This is a genomic window from Pseudoalteromonas luteoviolacea DSM 6061, assembly GCF_001625655.1.
In the GTDB taxonomy this organism is placed as follows: domain Bacteria; phylum Pseudomonadota; class Gammaproteobacteria; order Enterobacterales; family Alteromonadaceae; genus Pseudoalteromonas; species Pseudoalteromonas luteoviolacea.
Window position 1 is genome coordinate 14,369 of sequence record NZ_AUYB01000111.1, and the last position, 19,332, is coordinate 33,700.

General features: G+C 41.6%; 19 protein-coding genes and 1 pseudogene. 9 read left to right on the forward strand and 11 right to left on the reverse strand.

Annotation, left to right across the window (positions count from 1 at the left end; all coding sequences use genetic code 11):
- Positions 1–136: 136 nt before the first annotated feature.
- Together N475_RS15265 and N475_RS15270 are read left to right on the forward strand one after the other, a co-directional pair.
- On the forward strand, positions 137–871 hold the full coding sequence (locus N475_RS15265) for a glutathione peroxidase (protein WP_063358034.1): 735 nt from the start codon (positions 137–139) through the stop codon (positions 869–871).
- A 64-nt stretch (positions 872–935) separates the two neighbouring features.
- Positions 936–2,384 (forward strand): dihydrolipoyl dehydrogenase, encoded by a 1,449-nt coding sequence (locus N475_RS15270; protein ID WP_063365531.1) that lies wholly within the window; start codon positions 936–938, stop codon positions 2,382–2,384.
- Positions 2,385–2,418: 34 nt separating this feature from the next.
- Here the strand turns inward: N475_RS15270 and N475_RS15275 are convergent, their stop codons facing one another.
- The gene (locus N475_RS15275; RefSeq protein WP_063358032.1) at positions 2,419–3,171 is read right to left on the reverse strand and encodes a substrate-binding periplasmic protein; all 753 of its coding nucleotides are present in this window, start codon (positions 3,169–3,171) and stop codon (positions 2,419–2,421) included.
- Positions 3,172–3,704: 533 nt separating this feature from the next.
- On the opposite strand from N475_RS15275, the gene N475_RS15280 reads away from it, so the two are divergent.
- The 3 genes from N475_RS15280 to N475_RS15290 all read left to right on the forward strand — a co-directional run bounded on the left by N475_RS15280 (position 3,705) and on the right by N475_RS15290 (position 5,712).
- Positions 3,705–4,244 carry an isochorismatase family protein gene (locus N475_RS15280; protein WP_063358031.1) on the forward strand — a complete coding sequence of 180 codons (540 nt, stop codon included), beginning with the start codon at positions 3,705–3,707 and terminating at the stop codon, positions 4,242–4,244.
- 69 nt (positions 4,245–4,313) lie between these two features.
- On the forward strand, positions 4,314–5,261 hold the full coding sequence (locus N475_RS15285) for a GlxA family transcriptional regulator (RefSeq protein WP_063365532.1): 948 nt from the start codon (positions 4,314–4,316) through the stop codon (positions 5,259–5,261).
- A 133-nt stretch (positions 5,262–5,394) separates the two neighbouring features.
- Positions 5,395–5,712 carry a hypothetical protein gene (locus tag N475_RS15290; protein WP_081215995.1) on the forward strand — a complete coding sequence of 106 codons (318 nt, stop codon included), beginning with the start codon at positions 5,395–5,397 and terminating at the stop codon, positions 5,710–5,712.
- A 107-nt stretch (positions 5,713–5,819) separates the two neighbouring features.
- Here the strand turns inward: N475_RS15290 and N475_RS15295 are convergent, their stop codons facing one another.
- The 3 genes from N475_RS15295 to N475_RS15305 all read right to left on the reverse strand — a co-directional run bounded on the left by N475_RS15295 (position 5,820) and on the right by N475_RS15305 (position 7,928).
- Positions 5,820–6,383 (reverse strand): DUF3833 family protein, encoded by a 564-nt coding sequence (locus tag N475_RS15295; RefSeq protein ID WP_063358028.1) that lies wholly within the window; start codon positions 6,381–6,383, stop codon positions 5,820–5,822.
- Positions 6,380–6,907: a chalcone isomerase family protein gene (locus tag N475_RS15300; RefSeq protein ID WP_063358027.1), complete on the reverse strand. Its 528-nt coding sequence runs from the start codon at positions 6,905–6,907 to the stop codon at positions 6,380–6,382. The genes N475_RS15295 and N475_RS15300 overlap by 4 nt, the downstream gene beginning before the upstream one ends.
- A 115-nt stretch (positions 6,908–7,022) precedes the next feature.
- On the reverse strand, positions 7,023–7,928 hold the full coding sequence (locus tag N475_RS15305; RefSeq protein ID WP_063358026.1) for a LysR family transcriptional regulator: 906 nt from the start codon (positions 7,926–7,928) through the stop codon (positions 7,023–7,025).
- 104 nt (positions 7,929–8,032) lie between these two features.
- Between N475_RS15305 and N475_RS15310 the strand changes: the two genes are divergently transcribed.
- Positions 8,033–8,515, forward strand: coding sequence for a GNAT family N-acetyltransferase (locus N475_RS15310; protein ID WP_063358025.1), 483 nt, complete (start codon positions 8,033–8,035; stop codon positions 8,513–8,515).
- Here the strand turns inward: N475_RS15310 and N475_RS15315 are convergent.
- From N475_RS15315 to N475_RS15325, 3 genes are all read right to left on the reverse strand, one after another.
- On the reverse strand, positions 8,512–9,006 hold the full coding sequence (locus tag N475_RS15315) for a DUF2314 domain-containing protein (RefSeq protein WP_063358024.1): 495 nt from the start codon (positions 9,004–9,006) through the stop codon (positions 8,512–8,514). The genes N475_RS15310 and N475_RS15315 overlap by 4 nt on opposite strands.
- A gap of 282 nt (positions 9,007–9,288) precedes the next feature.
- Positions 9,289–9,675, reverse strand: coding sequence for a hypothetical protein (locus N475_RS15320; protein WP_063358023.1), 387 nt, complete (start codon positions 9,673–9,675; stop codon positions 9,289–9,291).
- Between the two features lie 111 nt (positions 9,676–9,786).
- Positions 9,787–10,353 carry a uracil-DNA glycosylase family protein gene (locus tag N475_RS15325; protein WP_063358022.1) on the reverse strand — a complete coding sequence of 189 codons (567 nt, stop codon included), beginning with the start codon at positions 10,351–10,353 and terminating at the stop codon, positions 9,787–9,789.
- 632 nt (positions 10,354–10,985) lie between these two features.
- On the opposite strand from N475_RS15325, the gene N475_RS15330 reads away from it, so the two are divergent.
- Positions 10,986–12,575, forward strand: coding sequence for a PepSY-associated TM helix domain-containing protein (locus N475_RS15330; RefSeq protein ID WP_063365533.1), 1,590 nt, complete (start codon positions 10,986–10,988; stop codon positions 12,573–12,575).
- Positions 12,572–12,907 (forward strand): DUF3325 domain-containing protein, encoded by a 336-nt coding sequence (locus N475_RS15335; protein WP_063365534.1) that lies wholly within the window; start codon positions 12,572–12,574, stop codon positions 12,905–12,907. The genes N475_RS15330 and N475_RS15335 overlap by 4 nt, the downstream gene beginning before the upstream one ends.
- A 731-nt stretch (positions 12,908–13,638) precedes the next feature.
- Here N475_RS15335 and N475_RS15340 read toward each other — a convergent pair.
- The 3 genes from N475_RS15340 to N475_RS15350 all read right to left on the reverse strand — a co-directional run bounded on the left by N475_RS15340 (position 13,639) and on the right by N475_RS15350 (position 17,988).
- Entirely contained in the window at positions 13,639–15,294 is a 1,656-nt protein-coding gene (locus tag N475_RS15340; protein ID WP_063365535.1) for a hypothetical protein, read from the reverse strand.
- A gap of 67 nt (positions 15,295–15,361) precedes the next feature.
- Entirely contained in the window at positions 15,362–17,293 is a 1,932-nt protein-coding gene (locus N475_RS15345; RefSeq protein WP_063358018.1) for an alkaline phosphatase PhoX, read from the reverse strand.
- Positions 17,294–17,439: 146 nt separating this feature from the next.
- Positions 17,440–17,988, reverse strand: coding sequence for a lipocalin family protein (locus N475_RS15350; protein WP_063365536.1), 549 nt, complete (start codon positions 17,986–17,988; stop codon positions 17,440–17,442).
- A gap of 112 nt (positions 17,989–18,100) precedes the next feature.
- On the opposite strand from N475_RS15350, the gene N475_RS15355 reads away from it, so the two are divergent.
- Entirely contained in the window at positions 18,101–18,664 is a 564-nt protein-coding gene (locus tag N475_RS15355) for a DUF6942 family protein (protein ID WP_063365537.1), read from the forward strand.
- Here the strand turns inward: N475_RS15355 and N475_RS15360 are convergent.
- A pseudogene (locus tag N475_RS15360) lies at positions 18,644–19,314 on the reverse strand (class I SAM-dependent methyltransferase). The gene N475_RS15355 and the pseudogene N475_RS15360 overlap by 21 nt on opposite strands.
- Positions 19,315–19,332: the final 18 nt, after the last annotated feature.

Below are 19,332 nucleotides of genomic sequence, written 5' to 3' on the forward strand. Positions count from 1 at the left end.
TATATTTTGATTAAGTTCGCTTAGTGCTCCGCACAACCAATCTATTTTTTTGATTGATTTGATTTATTCAATCAAATATACAAAACATAAACTCAGCGACATAATAGCTCCATCAACTTTCGAGGAGAATAGAAAAATGCTAAACAATATTGAAGGTAAAACTGTACCATCTGTCACTTTCCCAATCCGCGTGGGAGAAGAGTTTCAACACATTACATCTGATGAGCTATTTAAAGGTAAAACAGTCATCGTATTCTCACTACCAGGCGCATTTACACCAACCTGTTCATCAACACACTTGCCTAGATACAACGAGTTGGCACATGTATTTAAACAAAATGGCGTAGATGACATCGTGTGTATGTCTGTAAACGATACATTTGTAATGAATGCTTGGGCGCAAGACCAAGAAGCAGAAAATGTAACGCTAATCCCAGATGGAAATGGTGAGTTTACTGACGGAATGGGTATGTTAGTGGATAAAAGCGATTTAGGCTTTGGCAAACGTAGCTGGCGCTACTCAATGCTTGTCAAAGATGGTGTTATCGAAAAAATGTTCATCGAGCCAGACGTACCAGGAGACCCGTTTGAAGTATCAGATGCCGATACAATGCTTACTTACATCAACCCAGACCAGAAAAAGCCACAACCTGTGTCAATTATCACAAAACCTGGCTGCCCATTTTGTGCTAAAGCGAAAGCATTACTGAGTGAACAAGGTCTAGCTTATGAAGAGCTCGTATTAGGACAACAGGCAAGCTTAACAAGCTTAAAAGCGTTATCGGGACGCGAAACCGTGCCTCAAGTGTTCATCGGTGGCCAGCATATTGGCGGCTCTGATGATTTAACAACCTACTTTGAAAACAACTAATACCAGTACTGTAAAGGGGTTTTACACCCCCTTTAACACCCTTTCATAATTTAGTGAGGTAATAATGAAACAGCTTGAAACAGATGTCGTTGTAATTGGTGCTGGAACAGCTGGCCTGAGTGCATACCGTAATGCTAAGCAGTATACCCCCAACGTTTTAATGGTGGAATCAGGGAAATACGGCACTACCTGTGCGCGTGTTGGCTGTATGCCAAGTAAACTGTTAATAGCTGCTGCTGAAGCTGCACACAGTGTCGAGCATGCACCACAATTTGGAGTGCTGACAGAAAAACCCCAAATAGATGGAAAAGCGGTCATGGCACGCGTGCGCAGTGAGCGAGATCGCTTTGTTGGTTTTGTAGTTGAAGCTGTTGAAGAGTTGCCTCAAGAAGACCGCATCATTGGCCATACCAAGTTTCTAGACGACAACCGGTTGCAGATCGACGATCACACTGTGATAACTGCCAAACGGTTTGTCGTTGCTACCGGCTCAAGACCTAACATTCCACCACCATTTCTTGCCTTTGGCGACAAGCTCATCATCAATGACGATGTGTTTGACTGGCAAGACTTACCTGAGTCCGTAGCGGTATTTGGTCCAGGTGTAATTGGTCTAGAACTGGGCCAAGCGCTTCATCGTCTGGGCGTAAACGTTAAGTTATTTGGCGTTGGTGGCAATATTGGCCCTTTAACTGACCCAGTTATTCGAGATTATGCTAACACGGTGTTTGCTGAAGAGTTTTACGTCGATACAGATGCCAAAGTATCAGATATGAAAGTCGTTGATGGTAAAGCCCAACTGACCTATGTTGATAAACAAGGTAACCCACAAACAGAACAATTTGACTATGTACTTGCAGCCACAGGACGGGTACCAAATGTAGATAACTTAGGTTTGGAAAATACCTCGGTTGAGCTACAGGATCATGGTGTACCAATTGCTGACCCGCATACCATGCAATGTGGTGAAAGCCATATATTTATTGCAGGTGATGCCAGTGATCAAATTCCGCTTCTCCATGAAGCTGCTGATCAAGGTACTATTGCGGGCTCAAATGCTGGGAGATTCCCAGATATTAGAAATGGGCTGCGCCGTACCCCCATTGCTGCGGTATTCAGCGATCCTCAAATCGGTATGGTGGGTGACAATTATGCCCAGTTGACGGCCAATTATGGCGAATGCGGTTGTTATGAAATAGGAGAGGTCAGCTTTGAAAATCAAGGCCGAAGTCGCGTTATGCTCAAAAATAAAGGGCATATGCGAGTATATGCAGAGCAGGGTACAGGCCTGTTTTTAGGTGCAGAATTCATCGGCCCAGCCGCAGAACATATTGCACATCTATTAGCTTGGGCAGTACAAAATAAAATGACGGTACCCCAAATGTTAGATATGCCTTTTTACCACCCAGTTATCGAAGAGGGAGTAAGAACTGCGCTTAGAAATGTGAATGCTAAACTTAAATTTGGCCCAGATATTATACAACATTGCTTAGAGTGCGGTCCTGGCGCCTAACATACAAACCTGCCAAATCTGGAGTAAGTAACGCTTACTCCACTTTAGAGTAAAAATATTCAGGGTCAAAAATTTCAGGCTCTCTACGTTTAATGGTTTTGAGCGCTTTATTCATTTTTTCGATAAGGCGCTTTCTCACACCTTGATTACAGGCAAAACCCAAATACGAAGAACGCAATGGCAGGACAATACGAAAATGAGAGGGATCAATACCAGCACGTTTAAATTGATATCTGGCAATTACATCACCATATGCTATCAAATCGATTCGCTTTAATTTAAGCATCTGCACCAACTCAAATCCAGATGCCAAGAATACTAAACTTTCTTTACTCACACCTGCTTGGCGAAGTAGTTGATGACCAATATCATTTTTTACCACCCCAACTTTGAGTGCACCTAAGCTTGTTAAGTCAGACAATTGATAGTCAGTCTCTTTGTGGCCAATAATGGCAACATGGTTGTCCATGGCCGGCCCAACAAACTGAAATAACTTTGCTCGTTCTTCCGTATAGGTCATCGAAAAAATGCATGCATTATGATTGGCCAAAGTCATATGGTAGGCCCTTGGCCATGGCAAGAGCATGACTTCTTTAGGGTCAAAATCCCAATTAAGATCTCGGTAAATGGTCTTTAAAGCATTAATGGCAATGCCTTCTACATTGCCATTAACATGATAGTTAAATGGCGGATAGTCTTCTGTAAACCATATCAATTTGGGATCTTTGGCCTTAGCCTGCAAGCTAAAGAATACAATTGCCAATAAAAAGGCTATGAATATCTGCATGGTTTGTCATCCTCGTATCACTTAAAGTGTAGATGTAAAACCAGAGTTTAAAAGATGGTTGTGGTGACTAAATTGTCCTTTATTGGCTTATAACTTCTAGGAGTACCAAACAATAAAATTTCAACTTTAATTGCAAGGTTCACTGACAATGGCCCTTAAGTAGCTCTAATGTTTAAGCTTTTTCACTTCAATTTTATTCGCTATGAATGCCTCCTTTTTGCTAGCTTTTGCTTGGGCTTATGTTTATTCACAAACTCTTGAATAAACTTTCGTATCCCTAGAGGTAAGCTGATCTCTAATTCATTACATAAGACTATAAGCTTATTCCTGTAGATCTTATTAACCCTATACCATCAGCGATGCATCTTTGCTTTTAGCCATATCGCCTTCCTTTTATTAACGCATAGATTGTATAAGTTTTATGCTCACTTGTTAGATGTCTCAATCTGTCCGCTGATTGTCAACAACATGTCTCTAAATACTGGCTCAAAAAACTTATATTTATCACCAGCAATAAACGTAAGGAGTAAACTATGACAAAAGCACTTATTATCATCGACACGCAAGATTCATTTTTCGAAACTGACTATTGGCAGGAAATAGGCTTTACTGAGTTTAAAAGCAACCTATTAAGCATGATTGATGCTTTTCAAACAACTGCACAGCCAATTGTAAAAGTACTCCATAGTCGCGAAGATGCAGCTGACAGTCCGTTTAATCCCAAAACGGGCTTGGTCAAACCTATGGCATTTTTGCCACAAGAATTTACCAAAGTCTTTTACAAATCTGTGCACAATGCCTTCACTGATACAGGTCTTGCGACGTGGCTACAACGTCAGCATATTGATACTGTTGTCATTACCGGGATCCGTACAGAGCAATGCTGTGAAACAACTGCTAGAGTCGCTTTTGATTTAGGCTTTAAAGTTGAGTTTGTTACTGACGCCACTCTGACTTTCGACATGAGCTGCCCAACAACTGGTAAACAGTATACAGCTGCTGAGATCCAAGCAAGAACCAATTTAGTGCTTGCCAATCGCTTCGCTTCAATACATGCTCACAGCGATTACTAACGCTTATATCAATCGCGCCAAAGCCCGTATTCAAATTTGGCGCATTTTCAAAAGCAGCATGGAGCCACAGTGACGATATATTTTGTTTTAGTGCCTGATACTTTACCGCTGGACTTTGCAGGTCCCTTGCAAGTATTTTTAGAAGCTAGGCGTCTTGGAGTCTCACTCGACATAAAATATGTGAGCGCTTCTACGCACTTCACTTTCGATGGAGGATTACAGTTAAACAACCTCGATACTTTGCCCACTTCACTTCAATCTGAAGATATTATTGTATTACCTGGCTGCAATAACGCCGTCTCGGCTTACGCAACCGATGCAGCCCAGAAAACGATTCGATGGCTCAAGCTAGTCGTTAGTCAACAAACCGTCCTAACTATATGCTCTGGTGCGCTGATTGCTGCAAAGGCAGGGTTACTGAACGGAAAATCCTGTACTACACATTATCAACTGATTGATAAAATGCGCACCGCATTTCCTGAAAGCCAAATATTGGACAACCGCATTTTCGTTGAAGATGACAATGTTATTAGTAGTGCGGGAATAAGCTCAGGCATCGACATGGCGCTGTACTACGTCAGTTCACGTTTTGGAGAACATATTGGCGCTCAAATAGCACAAGAAATGTTGGTGTATTTTCGCCGTACAGGGCAAGACCCTCAACTCAGCAGTTGGCTGCAATATCGCAATCACATGCATCGTGGTATCCATAAGATCCAAGATGAAATCTGCAATAATGTCGAAAAAAATTACTCTCTTGAGCAGCTTGCAAATATTGCCTGCCTGTCCCAAAGGCAGTTAAGCCGCTTATTTTCTTTGCACCTTGGCATTTCTCCCCGAGAATATTTGCAGCAAATCAAAGTAGGTTATGCCAAACAGCTATTACAGCATAGTAATCATAGTGTTGAGCATGTAGCACAAAGCTGTGGTTATTCAAGCAGTCGACAATTTAGGCGGATCTTTGCAAAAATAGTGCATCAAAGCCCACAGCAGTTTAGGCAACAGTATACCCATTAGCATCATGACCGCGTTAAGGTTGCTGTATATCAACAATGTAAAAGCAATACAAAGTTAAAGTAAACGACTCTCGGTGTTTTAAATTTCGATGAAAATAGCTAGACTCAAATAAACTATGAAGTGGGGAGAGTTTATGAGTGAATTACAGGTTTGCATTCAACTGCGCCTAGAGCCTGGATGCATGGGGCCACAAGGTAAAGAGCATATAGAAGCTTTTTGCAAAAAAGAAAATACCGCTCCTTGGCAAAATGACTTTGCCATCGTCAGTGTTGTACCCAGATACGATAAAACGCTACCTGAGTGGGAATACCGACTCAAAAACAAATTGCTTAAAGCAGAGCAAGCCGTCAGGGTTGTAGAAATGCACAACATATCAAAAGCCGATTTAGAAGAGGAAATAGAAACACACATTGCGCAAGAAATCGATCTTTATATGGAGGGAAAACTGTGATTGAATCATGTCATATTCAGTACGTTTTCCGTTTGAAAGAGTCTATGTAAAGCCTTACGAAAAGGCGCTTCAAGGTAAGAAAACGCCTTTGCTATAAAGCTGCAAAATTAAGGGTGTAAACCCCCTGTACAGCCCATAGAAGGCTCTCTGTTTTGCATGAAAATAGTGACTTCAGCCACAACCAAGCCAAACTTTTTGATATATGAACGATTCATCAAAGTGCATTTATCAAATGCCCACATCCAATCGTCGAAATGCACGCGGTAGGTCGTGTCATCAACAGGTAAGTCCATCTCATATTGCCACCTAAGCGCATTTCCGTATATATCGCCAGTTGCTTCTGTAGCAATATCGCTGGCATTACCTTTAAAACTATCACCGTAGCGAGTAATACGCCAAATTCGATGTTTCACGCCTTCGCCGAACCCATATGTGAAGGTCTCATCAAGCACTAACTGCTCTTGTTGATTGACGGCACCTTTAATGTCCACTTTGAACCTTTGTACTAGCTGCCCATCACGGTTTTGCACAATCCCCCATGCATTCACCTGTCCATTAAAGAATGTGAAAACATCGATATTAGGCGACATTGTTTCATACTCCTCGCTGTACACTGATGTTCTGCACGCTGACAACAATACAATACTGGCAATGACCAATACCATTCTCATGATTTATCTCCCAACAGTCTGCGTCTCATCTTTGGTTCTGACGTTTTTTTACCTAGCCAAATATCAAAAAACCATTGCGTAAATAAAGGGTCATTGACCTCGCCGAGTAGTCCTTCGGCGTTGAAAAACTTAGTGGAGCCAGTGTTAGTACGGTATCCGAACAACGTATAATTTTCATCTACGTCAGGAAAAATACGCTTCATTTGTTCGAGCCACTTTTGCCCGGCTTGTTTGTCATCAAACCCTTGCTTTTGCATCTCTTCTAACGAGCGCTCTGCAATGTCTTCTCCACTGAGTTCCCTCAGGTAAGTGAGTTGCAGTACAAATGGTCGTGAAGGGTTATAGTCACCAGACGGTGAGTACAAACTAATATCATACACATCCCAAAACAAGTAGGTCATGCGCGCTGTTTGGCCAACTTGTACCATGTCATTTTTGATGGTTTCTGGGTTTACTTCAGCACCGTTGGCTACGCTGCTGAGCATCATCAGCAACGTTATTGCGCTATATTTAAGTCGCTTCATCTTAAGTCCATGTAAAGAATTCCTGCATATATACGCAGACAACTTTGCTTCCGTTCACTTTATCGCCGCCAAAGTACACTAGGCTGTAATGTTGAGTTTGATATCAATTTATCTACTAGGCTAGATCGTGAAAATCTCTAAACTGTTCAATAAACCATTGAAGTTTCGGGTCATGATGCCGGGTACGGTACCAATACAGTTTTACATGGTAATTAGGTATTGTCAGTGGCGGAGTATGCAATGTTAAACCCAACCTAGGTGCTATTTCAACGGCATATTTGGCTGGCATAGTCAGCAACCAATCGGTATTTTGGATACATATCGGCGCACTTAGCATATGTGGAGTTGACAGAATAATCCGTCGAGATTTTTTTTGTTGGGCTAACGTCTTATCCACAATACCTCGCTCCTCATTCCATGGAGCAATAAGCACATGAGGACGGGTTAAAAATGTTTGCATCGTCAATTTGTCTTCAAGCGCATGCTGGTGACAACCAAGCGTTACATATTTTCCCTCAAACCACGTCAACTGCTCTAAACTTTCCGATTTTTCTTTTTTATGCGCAAATCCACAAACAATATCGAGCTTAAGCTCTTTCAGTGCCAAAGTAGGAAGCCGCTGCTCTAGTTGGATAACCTGCACCGAAACATTCGTAAATCGTTTGAGCAGATTGCTTAAGAATGGTTTTAAGCACCAAGCAGTATAGTCTGTTGCAGCTATCGTAAAGTGATGATTATCATTGGGGTTAAAATCCTTAGATTCGCTTAAGCCCTGCGATATCACTTTTAAAGCGGGGAGCACTTCATCAGCCAACCGATGGGCGTAATTAGTGGCCAGCATTTGGTTATTCACTCTGACAAACAGCTCGTCATTTAAACGCTCTCGCAATCGCGTTAGAGCATGGCTACAAGCAGATTGACTCATGTGCAAACGCTGTGCAGTCTGAGTCACCGATCCAGTTTCATAAAGTACTGCAAACAGTTTAAGAAGATTTAAATCAATATTAGGTATCGCACTCATGTATTTTATGCATATAGTATGTGCAAAACATGCACTTTATTCATGAAGAACTACACATTACACTGGAACAAAGCTAAGTCAAACATTACAGAGAACAAACCACTATGAACTTAACAATACGCTCAGCAGAAAAACAAGATGCAGCGACCATTCTCCACTTTATAAACGAACTAGCTATCTATGAAAAAGAACCTGAGGCAGTCATAAACACAGTAGAAGAAATCGAAACAAAACTATTTGGAGAAGATGTACGCGCTCATGCGCTGATTTGTGAACAAGATGGCGAAGCAATCGGCTTTGCAGTATATTTCTTCAACTATTCCACTTGGCTTGGTAAGTACGGTCTATATCTCGAAGACCTTTATGTATCGCAGGATAAAAGAGGGGCGGGTGCAGGCAAAGCATTGATGAAGCGCCTCGCACAATTAGCTGTACAGAAAGACTGCGGCAGGTTTGAATGGGTAGTACTGGATTGGAACAAACCTGCAATAGACTTCTATCAAAGCATTGGGGCTGAGCCACAAGATGAGTGGATCATTTACAGATTAACAGGGCAGGCACTTAAAGACTTTGCACAGCAAGCTTAAAGGTCAATATACTTTTGCTGCATAGCATGTAATTCAGGCGGTAGTGTAATACCGTCTCTTTGCGCAATGGTGAACATAGCACGTTGTATAAAGCCACCATATATGTTGCCGCTATCGTCTGTGATCTGCCAATCTTCAATATCATCTAACTGACAAACAAAGTTGTGTGCCATTTTTCCACGGTGAGTAATTGGAGGCGTAACCAAAAATACGCTGACTTCATTGCCCTTTATCGTCTCTACGTGCGCCCCCAGATGCTCAACAACGCCACCGTCACTTTCAAAACCCAGCTTCACAAACGCATCATTGGGATATCTCAGAAACAGAACTCTAAACTCATCTATGGAGGATTTAGCTAATTCAATTGCTTCAATTAGCAATGGATCATCGGGATCGGTTTCAAGCGCGGGAAATGTTTCTGATGACGAGCTGTAACGGTTATGTAGCCAAAAACCCATCACTAATACCACAACAAGTAAACCCCAATACATATAAGCTCCAAACCCATATTGTTTCTTTAAGTGTAGCAAAACAGAACACTGCGGATAAAAAACAGCCTATGGAATACATTGAGTTTTTGTATTAAGTGGCACAATTAGGATTAACAACAGAAAATTGAACAGAATGTGGGGCAATATCAGCGAACTAACAGCGTAAAGTTAGCGTTTTTCACGGTAACATGAATGTAGTTAACAAACACACATAAAATGTAAAAAATGCAAAAAGCTGCATATTTACATACATTTACACGGTGGGATTAATTTTAATGGAACTTACAATACTGTGTGTTTGTGTTGTCTCTTTTCTTGCTTTCTACGCAAGCCATTACCTAATAAATCTTCTCTGCTGACCAAAAAACCACATATACTACTGACGACAATATAAATCCCATACATTGAACCAATATAAACCCAATTATTTTGGTTTGTAAGTAAGGCAATATTGGTCCCATCGTTGACGAAAAGCACGTTAACAATAGACAGAGCAAACACCACTCTGTAATACACAACATGTCCTAAATGACTGGCAAATGCAGCAACAAGAAGTGCAAATAAGCAAAGGTAAAAGCCGATAACCGAGTTGGCGCCGGGCTGGTAGCTAGGGTAAATGGCTAATATAGAAAGAATTACCGAGCTCCATCCCGATATATGATAAATCATTTTCAATTCCCTTGAATTAAATTGTTATTTTTTGTAAATCACAGTTTATGGTGCGATTATGGTAGATGTACGACAAATTGGCAACTCCTTTAGGGTGTAAGTCAGTTTTAACTAACTATTTATGATTAAATCCACACGTTCTTTTAGTGCAGGAATTGCACTTATTTCGAACCAAGGGTTTTTCTTCAACCAATGAAAGTTACGCGGACTTGGGTGTGGTATTGCGATTTTTGACGGCAGTAGTGTTGGCCATTGCTGCGCACTTTCAGTCACATTATTGAAATCGTCTAAATGATAAGCTTGAGCATACTGACCTATCAATATAGTCAGTTTAACTTCATCAAACTCTCTCAATAATTTCTCACGCCATGTCTTAGCACACACCTTTGGTGGCGGATTGTCTCCCGACTTACCTCTGCCTGGATAACAAAACGCCATCGGTACAATAGCAAATAGGCTCGGATCGTAAAATTGCTGCTCATCAACACCCAGCCACGCTCTAAGCCTTTTGCCACTTGCATCGTCAAAAGGCTTGCCCGACTTATGCACGCTTAAGCTTGGTGCTTGCCCTGCTATCAAAATTTTTGCTGAATATTCACCTTGTATAACGGGCCTTGGCTCGTAGCCAAATGCACCTTGGCACAGGCGACAACCGCTAATTTCATCCAATAAATTCATAGAGTAAGTCTTACTACTTTCATTAATTTATCTTTTATCCAAAATGCTTCGCCTTGGATTATCAAACAAGACCCCATCCAACACAAAAAAATTTCACTGAACACAAAAAGAGATAATTTTACACTTTAAAAGCAGCAATCAAAAATAAAATATTTACATAGTTAGCTATCTTATTATCGGTTGTTCTACCTTGTATTTTACTTGTAGCTAAACGTTTAACATTAAAATTCCAACTCAAAGAAATGTCACTTTAACGCATTTAGCAATGATAATTACTGTCATTTGCAAAACTATTCATGGATAATTAGAGATCTTATAAAAAACCAAAGGAACATTATGTCACGAGCAGACAATGCCTTGACACTTCGATATCGGCTAAGCGTATTGTCCAGATTTTGCGCTGCAATATTTGGCGGTTACTTCTTCACCGCTCATTGTGTGGCTCTGCTTAGTTTACTCATTCCGACCTCCAAGGTAGACGCTGTTTTATATAGTGTTTGCGTCAGTATCCTGATCTATTGCTGTGTATTCATCGCTGTTTTTGCGGCTCGCTCACAAAAATGGATTTGGTCGGTTTTGATCATAAGTATCTTAGGATTGGATTTACTCACTCGATATGTCCAGGGGGGAATATGAAAGAGAGCTTTTTTCGCTCAATGACCTGGTTACACACCTGGGTAGGCTTACTACTATGTTGGTTATTATTTTTAATCTTCTTTGCAGGCACAATCAGCTTTTTTCGTCACGAAATTAGCTTATGGAACCAACCAGCTGTTCATAGCATCGAGAATAATAAGTATCAGCAACAAACATTGATTGAGTCGGGTTTGGGGTATTTGCGTGAAGCGGCTCCTGATGCCAACCGTTGGTGGATTGGGCTACCTTCTGATAGACAACCAGAGCTTCAAGTGTCACACCGTCACTCACAAGGAGAGGGTAAAAGAGACAAATGGATAGATGAGCGTTTAGACCCAAATACCCTAACTCAAATTGATGGGCTTATAGATACAAAAGGTGGCAACTTTTTTTATCGACTCCATTTTGATTTACATTATATGGATAGAAAGCTCGCCAGATGGCTTGTTTGCTTTGCTTCTCTATTTATGCTGATTGCATTGATTTCAGGCATTGTTATCCATAAGCGTATCTTTAAAGATCTATTCCAATTTAGACCTCAAAAAGGGGTAAGAGCATGGTTGGATGCGCACAATCTATCGTCAGTATTAGCACTGCCATTCCATCTCATGATCACCTATACAGGGTTAGTAACGCTGATTTTCATGCTGTTCCCAAACCCTGCAGAAACGCTCTACGACGAGGGCCTTAAAGGCTTTAGAGCCGATTTTTACCCTGAACGGCAACGTATTGAAGCTTCGCCTGATAGATTATCTGAACCGGCTTTTGACAAAGCTTTTGCTCACTTTAACCAGAATTGGCCGGAGCAAAAAATCAAACGAGTGATTGTCGATCATCCAGACAATGCGGCTGTCAGCATAAAAATTTATGGTGATAATGGCACCTTGATTAGGGATGAATATCCGTTTTGGCAATACTCTGGTGCCACCGGTGATTTAGTTAAAACAGCACGCATTGACCCAAGTAATGCAGAAATGCTTTATGGCGGAATGATAGCGGTACATAGTGGCAGATTAGCGCATTCTGGTTTGCGCTGGCTGTATTTCATCTGCGGGATAGCAGGCTGCATTATGATTGCCTCCGGTTGTATTATGTGGGCGAAACGAATAAGGGAGCGGCTTAAGCCTACTCAGTCTGGCAGCATTGGTTTGAAGTTAGTGGAAACACTCAATATTGCAACCATTATGGGGTTGCCATTGGCGACAGCAGGGTTCTTTTATGCAAATCGCTTATTACCTCCAGAAATCACAGCAAGAGCTGATAAAGAAGTATTGGCATTTTTTGTCACTTGGCTCATCACAGCGCTTGCATCCATTGCATTTAGAAACACGCGCGCATGGCAGATATTCGCATATACAAACGCCCTTGTTTGGATACTGCTTCCTGTTTGCAATGCTCTGACAACCAGCGGAAACTTGGTCACCTACATCCAAGAAGGAAAGTGGATCTTGGCTAGCTTTGATTTTGCATTTCTAGCAACTGCACTGGTGTTTTATTTTCAAGGTAATAAGTTGGCATCGAAAGCAACACATCAAGCGCCAACTAAACGCCCTCGTACTAGGGCTGCAACGGAGCAAGAAGCATGATTTATAGCTTAGCAACCCTGTTATGCTTGAGTGCTTTTTATGCTTTCGCAATGGCAAAGACTTCACACTATAAAAGTGTGTTTGGAACAAGACCGAGCCAAAAGAAAAGTCTGTATATCAACAACCTTGGCTGGATCATTATTTTACTAAGTTTTGTTGTTAACTTATCTCAAGCTATTGGCTACGGTAGTCTCATGTTTTGTGGGCAAATGGCTCTGTCAGTCACGCTCATAGCCTTGTGTTTAACTTACCAACCCACATTGCTGAGATCAGCTTTATACTTACTGCCCATGTGGGCTATTGTATTAGCTGCATTATCTTTAATTTTATAAGCCATTGAACGGCTGGTAGCTAGTTGCCAGCCGTTCAGATCACGATTTTACTACCTACTAGCACTTATATCGTCCACTTCCCCGTACTTTCTATCAAGCAAACCATCGTTTCTTTCATAGCAGTTGGTAAAATTTTGATCTGAGCTTAGAGTACAGGTAATTTACTTAGTAAATACGTGATCTATCGGCCAGCAAAAGGTGAGTTCAGTTAGTAAAATTACGATCCAGATAGAATATGTTAGTAAAAAAGTGATCTAACGAGATAAGTTATCACTTTGAGTTAGTAAAAAAGCGATCTCTGATAAGTATCAGGCGTAAAATTCACTATTTCGTCACCACAACGTTGATGTAATGTCGCTAAATGGCTCCCATTCAACCGTTTAAGTTAGTAAAATAGCGATCTGAAATAATTGCAACGCACCTTTTTACCAACTTGGGGCGGTCAAGTTAGTAAAATAGCGATCTCACCATTGAGATAGTTAGTAAAAAAATGATCTAGAATGGCCTATTTGTACTTTAAAATTAGCTATACAGTATGTGGGACGAATAATAACTACATAAATATCAAAGCGTTAATTTAAAGCCATCAATCTATTTTGCCGGATTATAGATTTTTTAATAACTGTATCGTCTGTAAGTAAAACTCTGATCCAAAGCGAGCTTGTAGGTTTAGTTAGCTCTTTCAGGAGCTTAGGAGCTATAGAGTAGGGGAGGACTCTCCCCAGCTCACTTTAGTTTTTGGACCAATCTAGCTGCATATCCCATGCAAACTGCTTGCTTTGTTGTAACGGAGCTTGCGAATCATCCACTTGTTGTAAAACATTTTTGGCTTTTACGAGAGTCGCATCACGGCCAAACAAATAGCTTTGTTCCTTAACAATGGTTAGGTAAGCCTTATTGAGTGCTAGGGCACGCTCTTTTGAAGGCGTAATCAGCTCATATAAGTTTACAGCAGATTGCACTTTCTCCATGTCGACCTTTCCACCTGTAAACCATTTTCTCAGCATTTCTTGATTCTGACGAAACTCATCCCCACCGCCTACACGCTCCATGTAAGTCAAGAACTCGCCTTGCTTTTCTCCCACATTGGGTACATCTTGTTGTGTGCGAAGATTAATATAGCCCCAGCCAGCAGCACCTTCGACCTTTCGAGCAAAAGAAAACGTTTGGTCGTAAGTAGAGCCCACGGTTTTGTGGCAACCATTACAAAATGCTAGCTCTTGCGCATGTTGAGGTCTCAGTTCGCCGTTGCTGTCTTCTATATATCCATTGATGGTCCAGCCAAAAGTATTGTTCACGCCCCTGTCACCCAAGTACATAGTAACAGGCATTTTTTCAAACTCTTTCTCTTTCGCTTCTCGGTAATAAGACGCTGCTATTTCTTGCTTTGACTTAAAGTTATGCTTTTTCATATAGCGTAACTCTTTAAGCCTAGGAGCATTATAGATTTCTCCCTGCTCGTCCACACCTAGGTATCGTACAGTGTGTAAAAATTCAGTCCCTTCTGGGTAGAGCATATGTGCTAATGCCTCAACACTGTCACCCACATACTTAGGCTGTGCAACAATGTGGTCAATTACGCTTAACTTACCATCACCATTGAGATCTTGACCAACATTATGCTCTGAAATATCAGGCACACTTATCTCTTTCAGCCCTTTTACAGCAAGCTCTGTGAGGCTTAAATTAGCAAGGTATACATCTTGATTATACTCACCATTGATCGTCTGAAATTGACGAGGCAAGCGGATCATCACGTCTCCCGTAGAGCCATTTGTCGGCCAGAATGTACTCGGAAAAGGTTTGTAGTTAAACGCAACCCAACCACTACCATCACGGGCAAAACCTAGCTCATCAAATGCTTTTTCAGGAAATGCCAAATCTTTAATAGGCGTGATTTCTCCCTTCCACCCAGTATCTTTAGAAGTTTTCTCTATGAATGGGCTGTAGTTGTCCTGCTCAATCCAGTTAGTAATTTCTTGATCTGAGATACCTTTAATGAGCTCTGTTCGGTCGATAAAGAGGTTTTTCCAATGGTTAGTTAAACCCAGATCCGAAAACTCATAATCGCCTTGTAAATCCCCATCATTCATCACATTGGGTCGATTTTTTTGCTCATGATATGATTGGTGGCATGCATAGCAAGGGTTATTAACCCCATCAGTCTTGGTGTAGCACTGAGGTGGGATCACAGACTCAGGGTTATACACTTCATCATGCTCAATATACGCGGTGGCAGCTATATCATCGCCGGGTTTATATGGTGTATCAAATACGTGTTCTTGTACTTCTGTTGGTAAAATTTTGTTTTGCTGCTGAGGAGCATCGGAACAGCCACTTAGCATTATGGTTGCAGTTAATGTCGTAATAAGTAATTGGTGTTGCATTTGTATGACTTCCATTTTTAATGCGAAAAAAGCGGTGCCAAAGCACCGCTCTAGTTTCTAATTTTTATTATTTTGATTTCGGGTCATACATCCACAATGTGTTGTTGTATTTCCAAGATGCACTGTGATCTTCACCGATTAAGATACGACCATCGCGCATGACAATCACGTTATCTGGTTGTGCTAATTGGCTAGCGTCACAACGTACGTCAGACGTGAGTGAAGAACGGTATGTAGAACCCATAATGACAGGCTCTATACGTGTAAGGCTGTAATTTGCATCGATGTGTGCACGATAAACACCACCACAATCTTTTACGCGAGAAGACAATTGAATATCGCCTTCACCGTCAATCATGGTGTTGTCGATATCTGCAATGCCAATATATAGATATGCCTTGTCAACCACTTCACCTTCGATTACATCTTGGCCAGTAACTGCTTCTAGAACACGGTCATGGTTAATTGCCAAACCTTCAAGCTTGCGCCATTCCGCTGTTGCACCTTTAAGGCGAGCTGCTTGACGCGCTTCTAAGAATGCCACTCGGTCATCCATTGGTTTGCCTGCTGTGATAGGTGAACCACCTTCTTCAGCTGTCGGGTAAGTCTCTTTTCCGTCTACCCAAGCTTGAACATCTGCCATTGAGATATAGTTAGTTTGTCCATCAACATAACTATCTGGAGTTATACCATCATACTCCTCAATCCAGCCTAAAATAGCTGCATTGGTGCCAGTTGCAATTTCAACCCACTCAATGTCAAAACCAGTAACAGCAGGGTCTGAAAGCCCTTTGTCTTGCGTCAGTTTCGCACCATATAATGTACCTGAGCTTAAGTCTTCCGCATTGTCTGCAACAAACTTAAATAGCACGCCACCAGTATCATCTTGAGAAGAATAAACAGTACGACGATCTGGCATAACAACCGCGTTTTCATGCTCATAACGACCAATCGTGTAGTGCTTTTCAACAACTGGCTTGTCAGATAATGGCGATTTAACTTCCGCAATATAACCGTAGCGATATGGATTTGGAGACTCAGGTGCTAAAAAGTCTCTAAATTGTTGTAAGCGAGTATCTACAACAGGCGCATTCCATGCTGGATTTGTTGTGCTATCAACCGTAGAGTTTACAATCCACTCCTCAGATGTAAGCGGCGTCCCCCATGGAGATACTGAGCCAAAGCAGTTTGCAGCAGTGCCTTTCACAGCATCAAAGTCGATCATCATTGCCTGATCAACGCTCCAACGACCCGCCTCACTTTTACTCATTTTTAAACGGCTCATGCCACCAGGGTAATCTTCCCAGTTAGTAAATAAGTAACCTGAACTTTCTGACTCAAAGATAAAACCATTAAAATCAGGCATATCGTTTTTAATAATTTCTTGGCCAGAAGTCATGCCATAAATTACGCCTAAGCCACCGGCTAAGCCTTGCTCACCAAGTTCTGCAAAAGTATCACCACTTTGGCCAAGGATTTGATATTGACCTATTGCTGTAACAACTGTTTGCGCTTCAAACTGAGTTTCATGTAATGGTGCACTCACTAAATTGCGAGGAAGCTCGTTGAAGTTAACGCCAGACAATACACCAACAGTACCCGTATTAAATGGGCGATTATTAAGTGAGTCTACTTCTGTATTTTCATCACTCGGGTGTTGCGCGTTGAAGAACAAGTCACCTTGGTCTGTCAAAAATAGCCCGGTCACTTCCGAGCCAGTAGGAACGGTTGCAATACGTACTAACCCTGAACCACCATTGATGCCATCTTTTCCATCAGCCCCATTTTGGCCGTCTGCTCCGTTTTGACCATCCGTTCCATTTTGGCCATCTGTTCCGTTGGTACCATTAGTACCATTGGTGCCGTTGCTACCAGCTTGTCCCGTTTCACCTTGAACGCCTTGTTCACCTTGAATACCTTGTGCACCATCATCTCCATCACAAGCGGTCAAGGCCAGAACAACAGCACTGGCAATTAACGAATAGGCTATGCGCTTCATTTTTATTACTCCGATTAGTTTTTGCTACATTGGGTTTGTATTGATAAGCGCACATAGCCTGACGGCAAGACATGACATTTAAGTTGATGAAGTATTAAACTTTTCTGTCATCAAGAAGACAAAATTAATGTAACTGTAAAGGGGATTTACAGTTTTTTGGGTGGAGAATGATCCATATAAATCAGCTCATCAACAGAGTACCCCAAGCTTTTTACAGTGTGATGAAAATCAGCCAAAACAGCCTCAGAAACCTGTGGCGTTCTGGATAATAACCACAAATAATCTTTATTATAACTGGTCACATAAGCATACTGATATTGCTCTTTGTCCAATTTAAAAACAACGTAACTACCGTAAAAAGGACCAAAGAAAGACACTTTTAAATGGCCCACTGTCGAGGCTGAAACGAACTTAGCTACCCCCTGCGCCTGCTTCCATTGCCCCAGCTCTGAAACATAGCCACGATTGAGCACCGAAACAGAGCCATCCGCCTGCACCTCATACGTTGCAGTTACATTACCCATACCCCGTTCGAAGCGATGATCTAGCCTTGCTATTTCATACCAAACACCTTGGTACTTCTGTACATCAAAGCTTTTTACTGGTTGAACTCCTTCAGGTAACCCAGTACAACCTTGCAAGATCAGCGCAGACCAAATAAAACATGTTACGCTTAAATTTAGCCTATTCAACATGATAAACTCCCGTACACTTTATTAAACTAGCATTGTTGTAATCGTCTAATACGGTCACTTATCCGCAAACGATCGCTCAACAAAAATAAGTCATTGAAATAAATCATAGATCATGAAAATACCAACTCAAGGTTTTGGCGTCACAGAGGGCCTGCTGGCTGTTTATGTCGAAAATAAGCCGCCACTAAAAGAATTCAAAAACCTCAATAAAATTGTGCCCTTACAGACGGGTGAAATTGAATATATCAACCAAGAATGTGGCAATGGTTGGCGCAAAGTATTTAACGTGTATAGTAAGTTTATTGCTGAATTAAAACTGCCAGATCATAATTTTACTAAGTTGTCAGGACCAAATTCACGGTGGCAGTCATACCGAGATAATGCCCTCCTTCAAGCTCATAGCCAGGAGGCACTGCTATTTAGTGCCCCAGATTTGGCTCAAAACAACTACACTTGGCATATTATCGCTGGCCGCACCTATGCTAAACAACTACTCAGAGATCAGATTTTTACCCACTCATTAGTTTGGCTAGATGAGGAGTTTGCCATTGATGAAGAGAATAAACTTATTGTCTGTCCATATTTTGACTATAGACAGCTCAGCAATATCAAAATCGCCAAGCTGGTAGCACTAATACAAGGTGGAATAGCAGGATTAAATACACTTGTGAGTTGAGAAAGCGCTAAAACCAAGTGCTTTAAAGTAAGGGGTAGGTGTTGAGAAACCAATATTTTCGAGCAATTCGGTTAAACACTGCGTGCTGATAGGGAAAAACTCATCAGTAAAGTTACGACGCATTTTTGTCACGCCCTGCTCGGTTAACCCCAAGGCTGTATGGCAATATTGAAATTGCGCTTCACGCTCAAAGTCATTTTCAGGCGACATTAGGTCGGCCAAGTACAATGGCCCTCAGGCTTAAGATTTGTATATACCTGCCCGAGCAGAGCCGACTTATCGTGCTCACCTTGTACAAAATGCATCACGAGTAAGCACAGTGCCGCATCTGCTTTGTAAGCATCACCGCCAATTGTTCCATGATGGATCGTTACTCTTTCTCGAATGCCTAAGTTAGTAAAATTTTGATCTGCGATGGCCAGCATATCTGCCGACACATCTTGGGCAATAAAATGCCAATCTTTATTTGCATCAGCAAGCTCTATTATTTCACGCCCTGTACCCGCACCAATGACCAATATAATCGCATTAGGTGATAATGTGACTGCTAACTGGGCCGCAGTGATCTGGTGTAATAATGCATAACCCGGTACCAGCTTACCAATTCGCTGGTCATAATTCAGCGCCTCTTCTCCCGTGAATGTCGGCATGTACCTTCCTTATTTTAC

Excerpts from the sequence above, each read along its gene's own strand:
- N475_RS15265 (WP_063358034.1), top strand. The coding sequence starts at position 137 with ATGCTAAACAATATTGAAGGTAAAACTGTACCATCTGTCACTTTCCCA.
- N475_RS15270 (WP_063365531.1), top strand. The coding sequence starts at position 936 with ATGAAACAGCTTGAAACAGATGTCGTTGTAATTGGTGCTGGAACAGCT.
- N475_RS15275 (WP_063358032.1), bottom strand. The coding sequence starts at position 3,171 with ATGCAGATATTCATAGCCTTTTTATTGGCAATTGTATTCTTTAGCTTG.
- N475_RS15280 (WP_063358031.1), top strand. The coding sequence starts at position 3,705 with ATGACAAAAGCACTTATTATCATCGACACGCAAGATTCATTTTTCGAA.
- N475_RS15290 (WP_081215995.1), top strand. The coding sequence starts at position 5,395 with ATGAGTGAATTACAGGTTTGCATTCAACTGCGCCTAGAGCCTGGATGC.
- N475_RS15295 (WP_063358028.1), bottom strand. The coding sequence starts at position 6,383 with ATGAGAATGGTATTGGTCATTGCCAGTATTGTATTGTTGTCAGCGTGC.
- N475_RS15300 (WP_063358027.1), bottom strand. The coding sequence starts at position 6,907 with ATGAAGCGACTTAAATATAGCGCAATAACGTTGCTGATGATGCTCAGC.
- N475_RS15305 (WP_063358026.1), bottom strand. The coding sequence starts at position 7,928 with ATGAGTGCGATACCTAATATTGATTTAAATCTTCTTAAACTGTTTGCA.
- N475_RS15310 (WP_063358025.1), top strand. The coding sequence starts at position 8,033 with ATGAACTTAACAATACGCTCAGCAGAAAAACAAGATGCAGCGACCATT.
- N475_RS15315 (WP_063358024.1), bottom strand. The coding sequence starts at position 9,006 with ATGTATTGGGGTTTACTTGTTGTGGTATTAGTGATGGGTTTTTGGCTA.
- N475_RS15320 (WP_063358023.1), bottom strand. The coding sequence starts at position 9,675 with ATGATTTATCATATATCGGGATGGAGCTCGGTAATTCTTTCTATATTA.
- N475_RS15325 (WP_063358022.1), bottom strand. The coding sequence starts at position 10,353 with ATGAATTTATTGGATGAAATTAGCGGTTGTCGCCTGTGCCAAGGTGCA.
- N475_RS15330 (WP_063365533.1), top strand. The coding sequence starts at position 10,986 with ATGAAAGAGAGCTTTTTTCGCTCAATGACCTGGTTACACACCTGGGTA.
- N475_RS15335 (WP_063365534.1), top strand. The coding sequence starts at position 12,572 with ATGATTTATAGCTTAGCAACCCTGTTATGCTTGAGTGCTTTTTATGCT.
- N475_RS15340 (WP_063365535.1), bottom strand. The coding sequence starts at position 15,294 with ATGCAACACCAATTACTTATTACGACATTAACTGCAACCATAATGCTA.
- N475_RS15345 (WP_063358018.1), bottom strand. The coding sequence starts at position 17,293 with ATGAAGCGCATAGCCTATTCGTTAATTGCCAGTGCTGTTGTTCTGGCC.
- N475_RS15350 (WP_063365536.1), bottom strand. The coding sequence starts at position 17,988 with ATGTTGAATAGGCTAAATTTAAGCGTAACATGTTTTATTTGGTCTGCG.
- N475_RS15355 (WP_063365537.1), top strand. The coding sequence starts at position 18,101 with ATGAAAATACCAACTCAAGGTTTTGGCGTCACAGAGGGCCTGCTGGCT.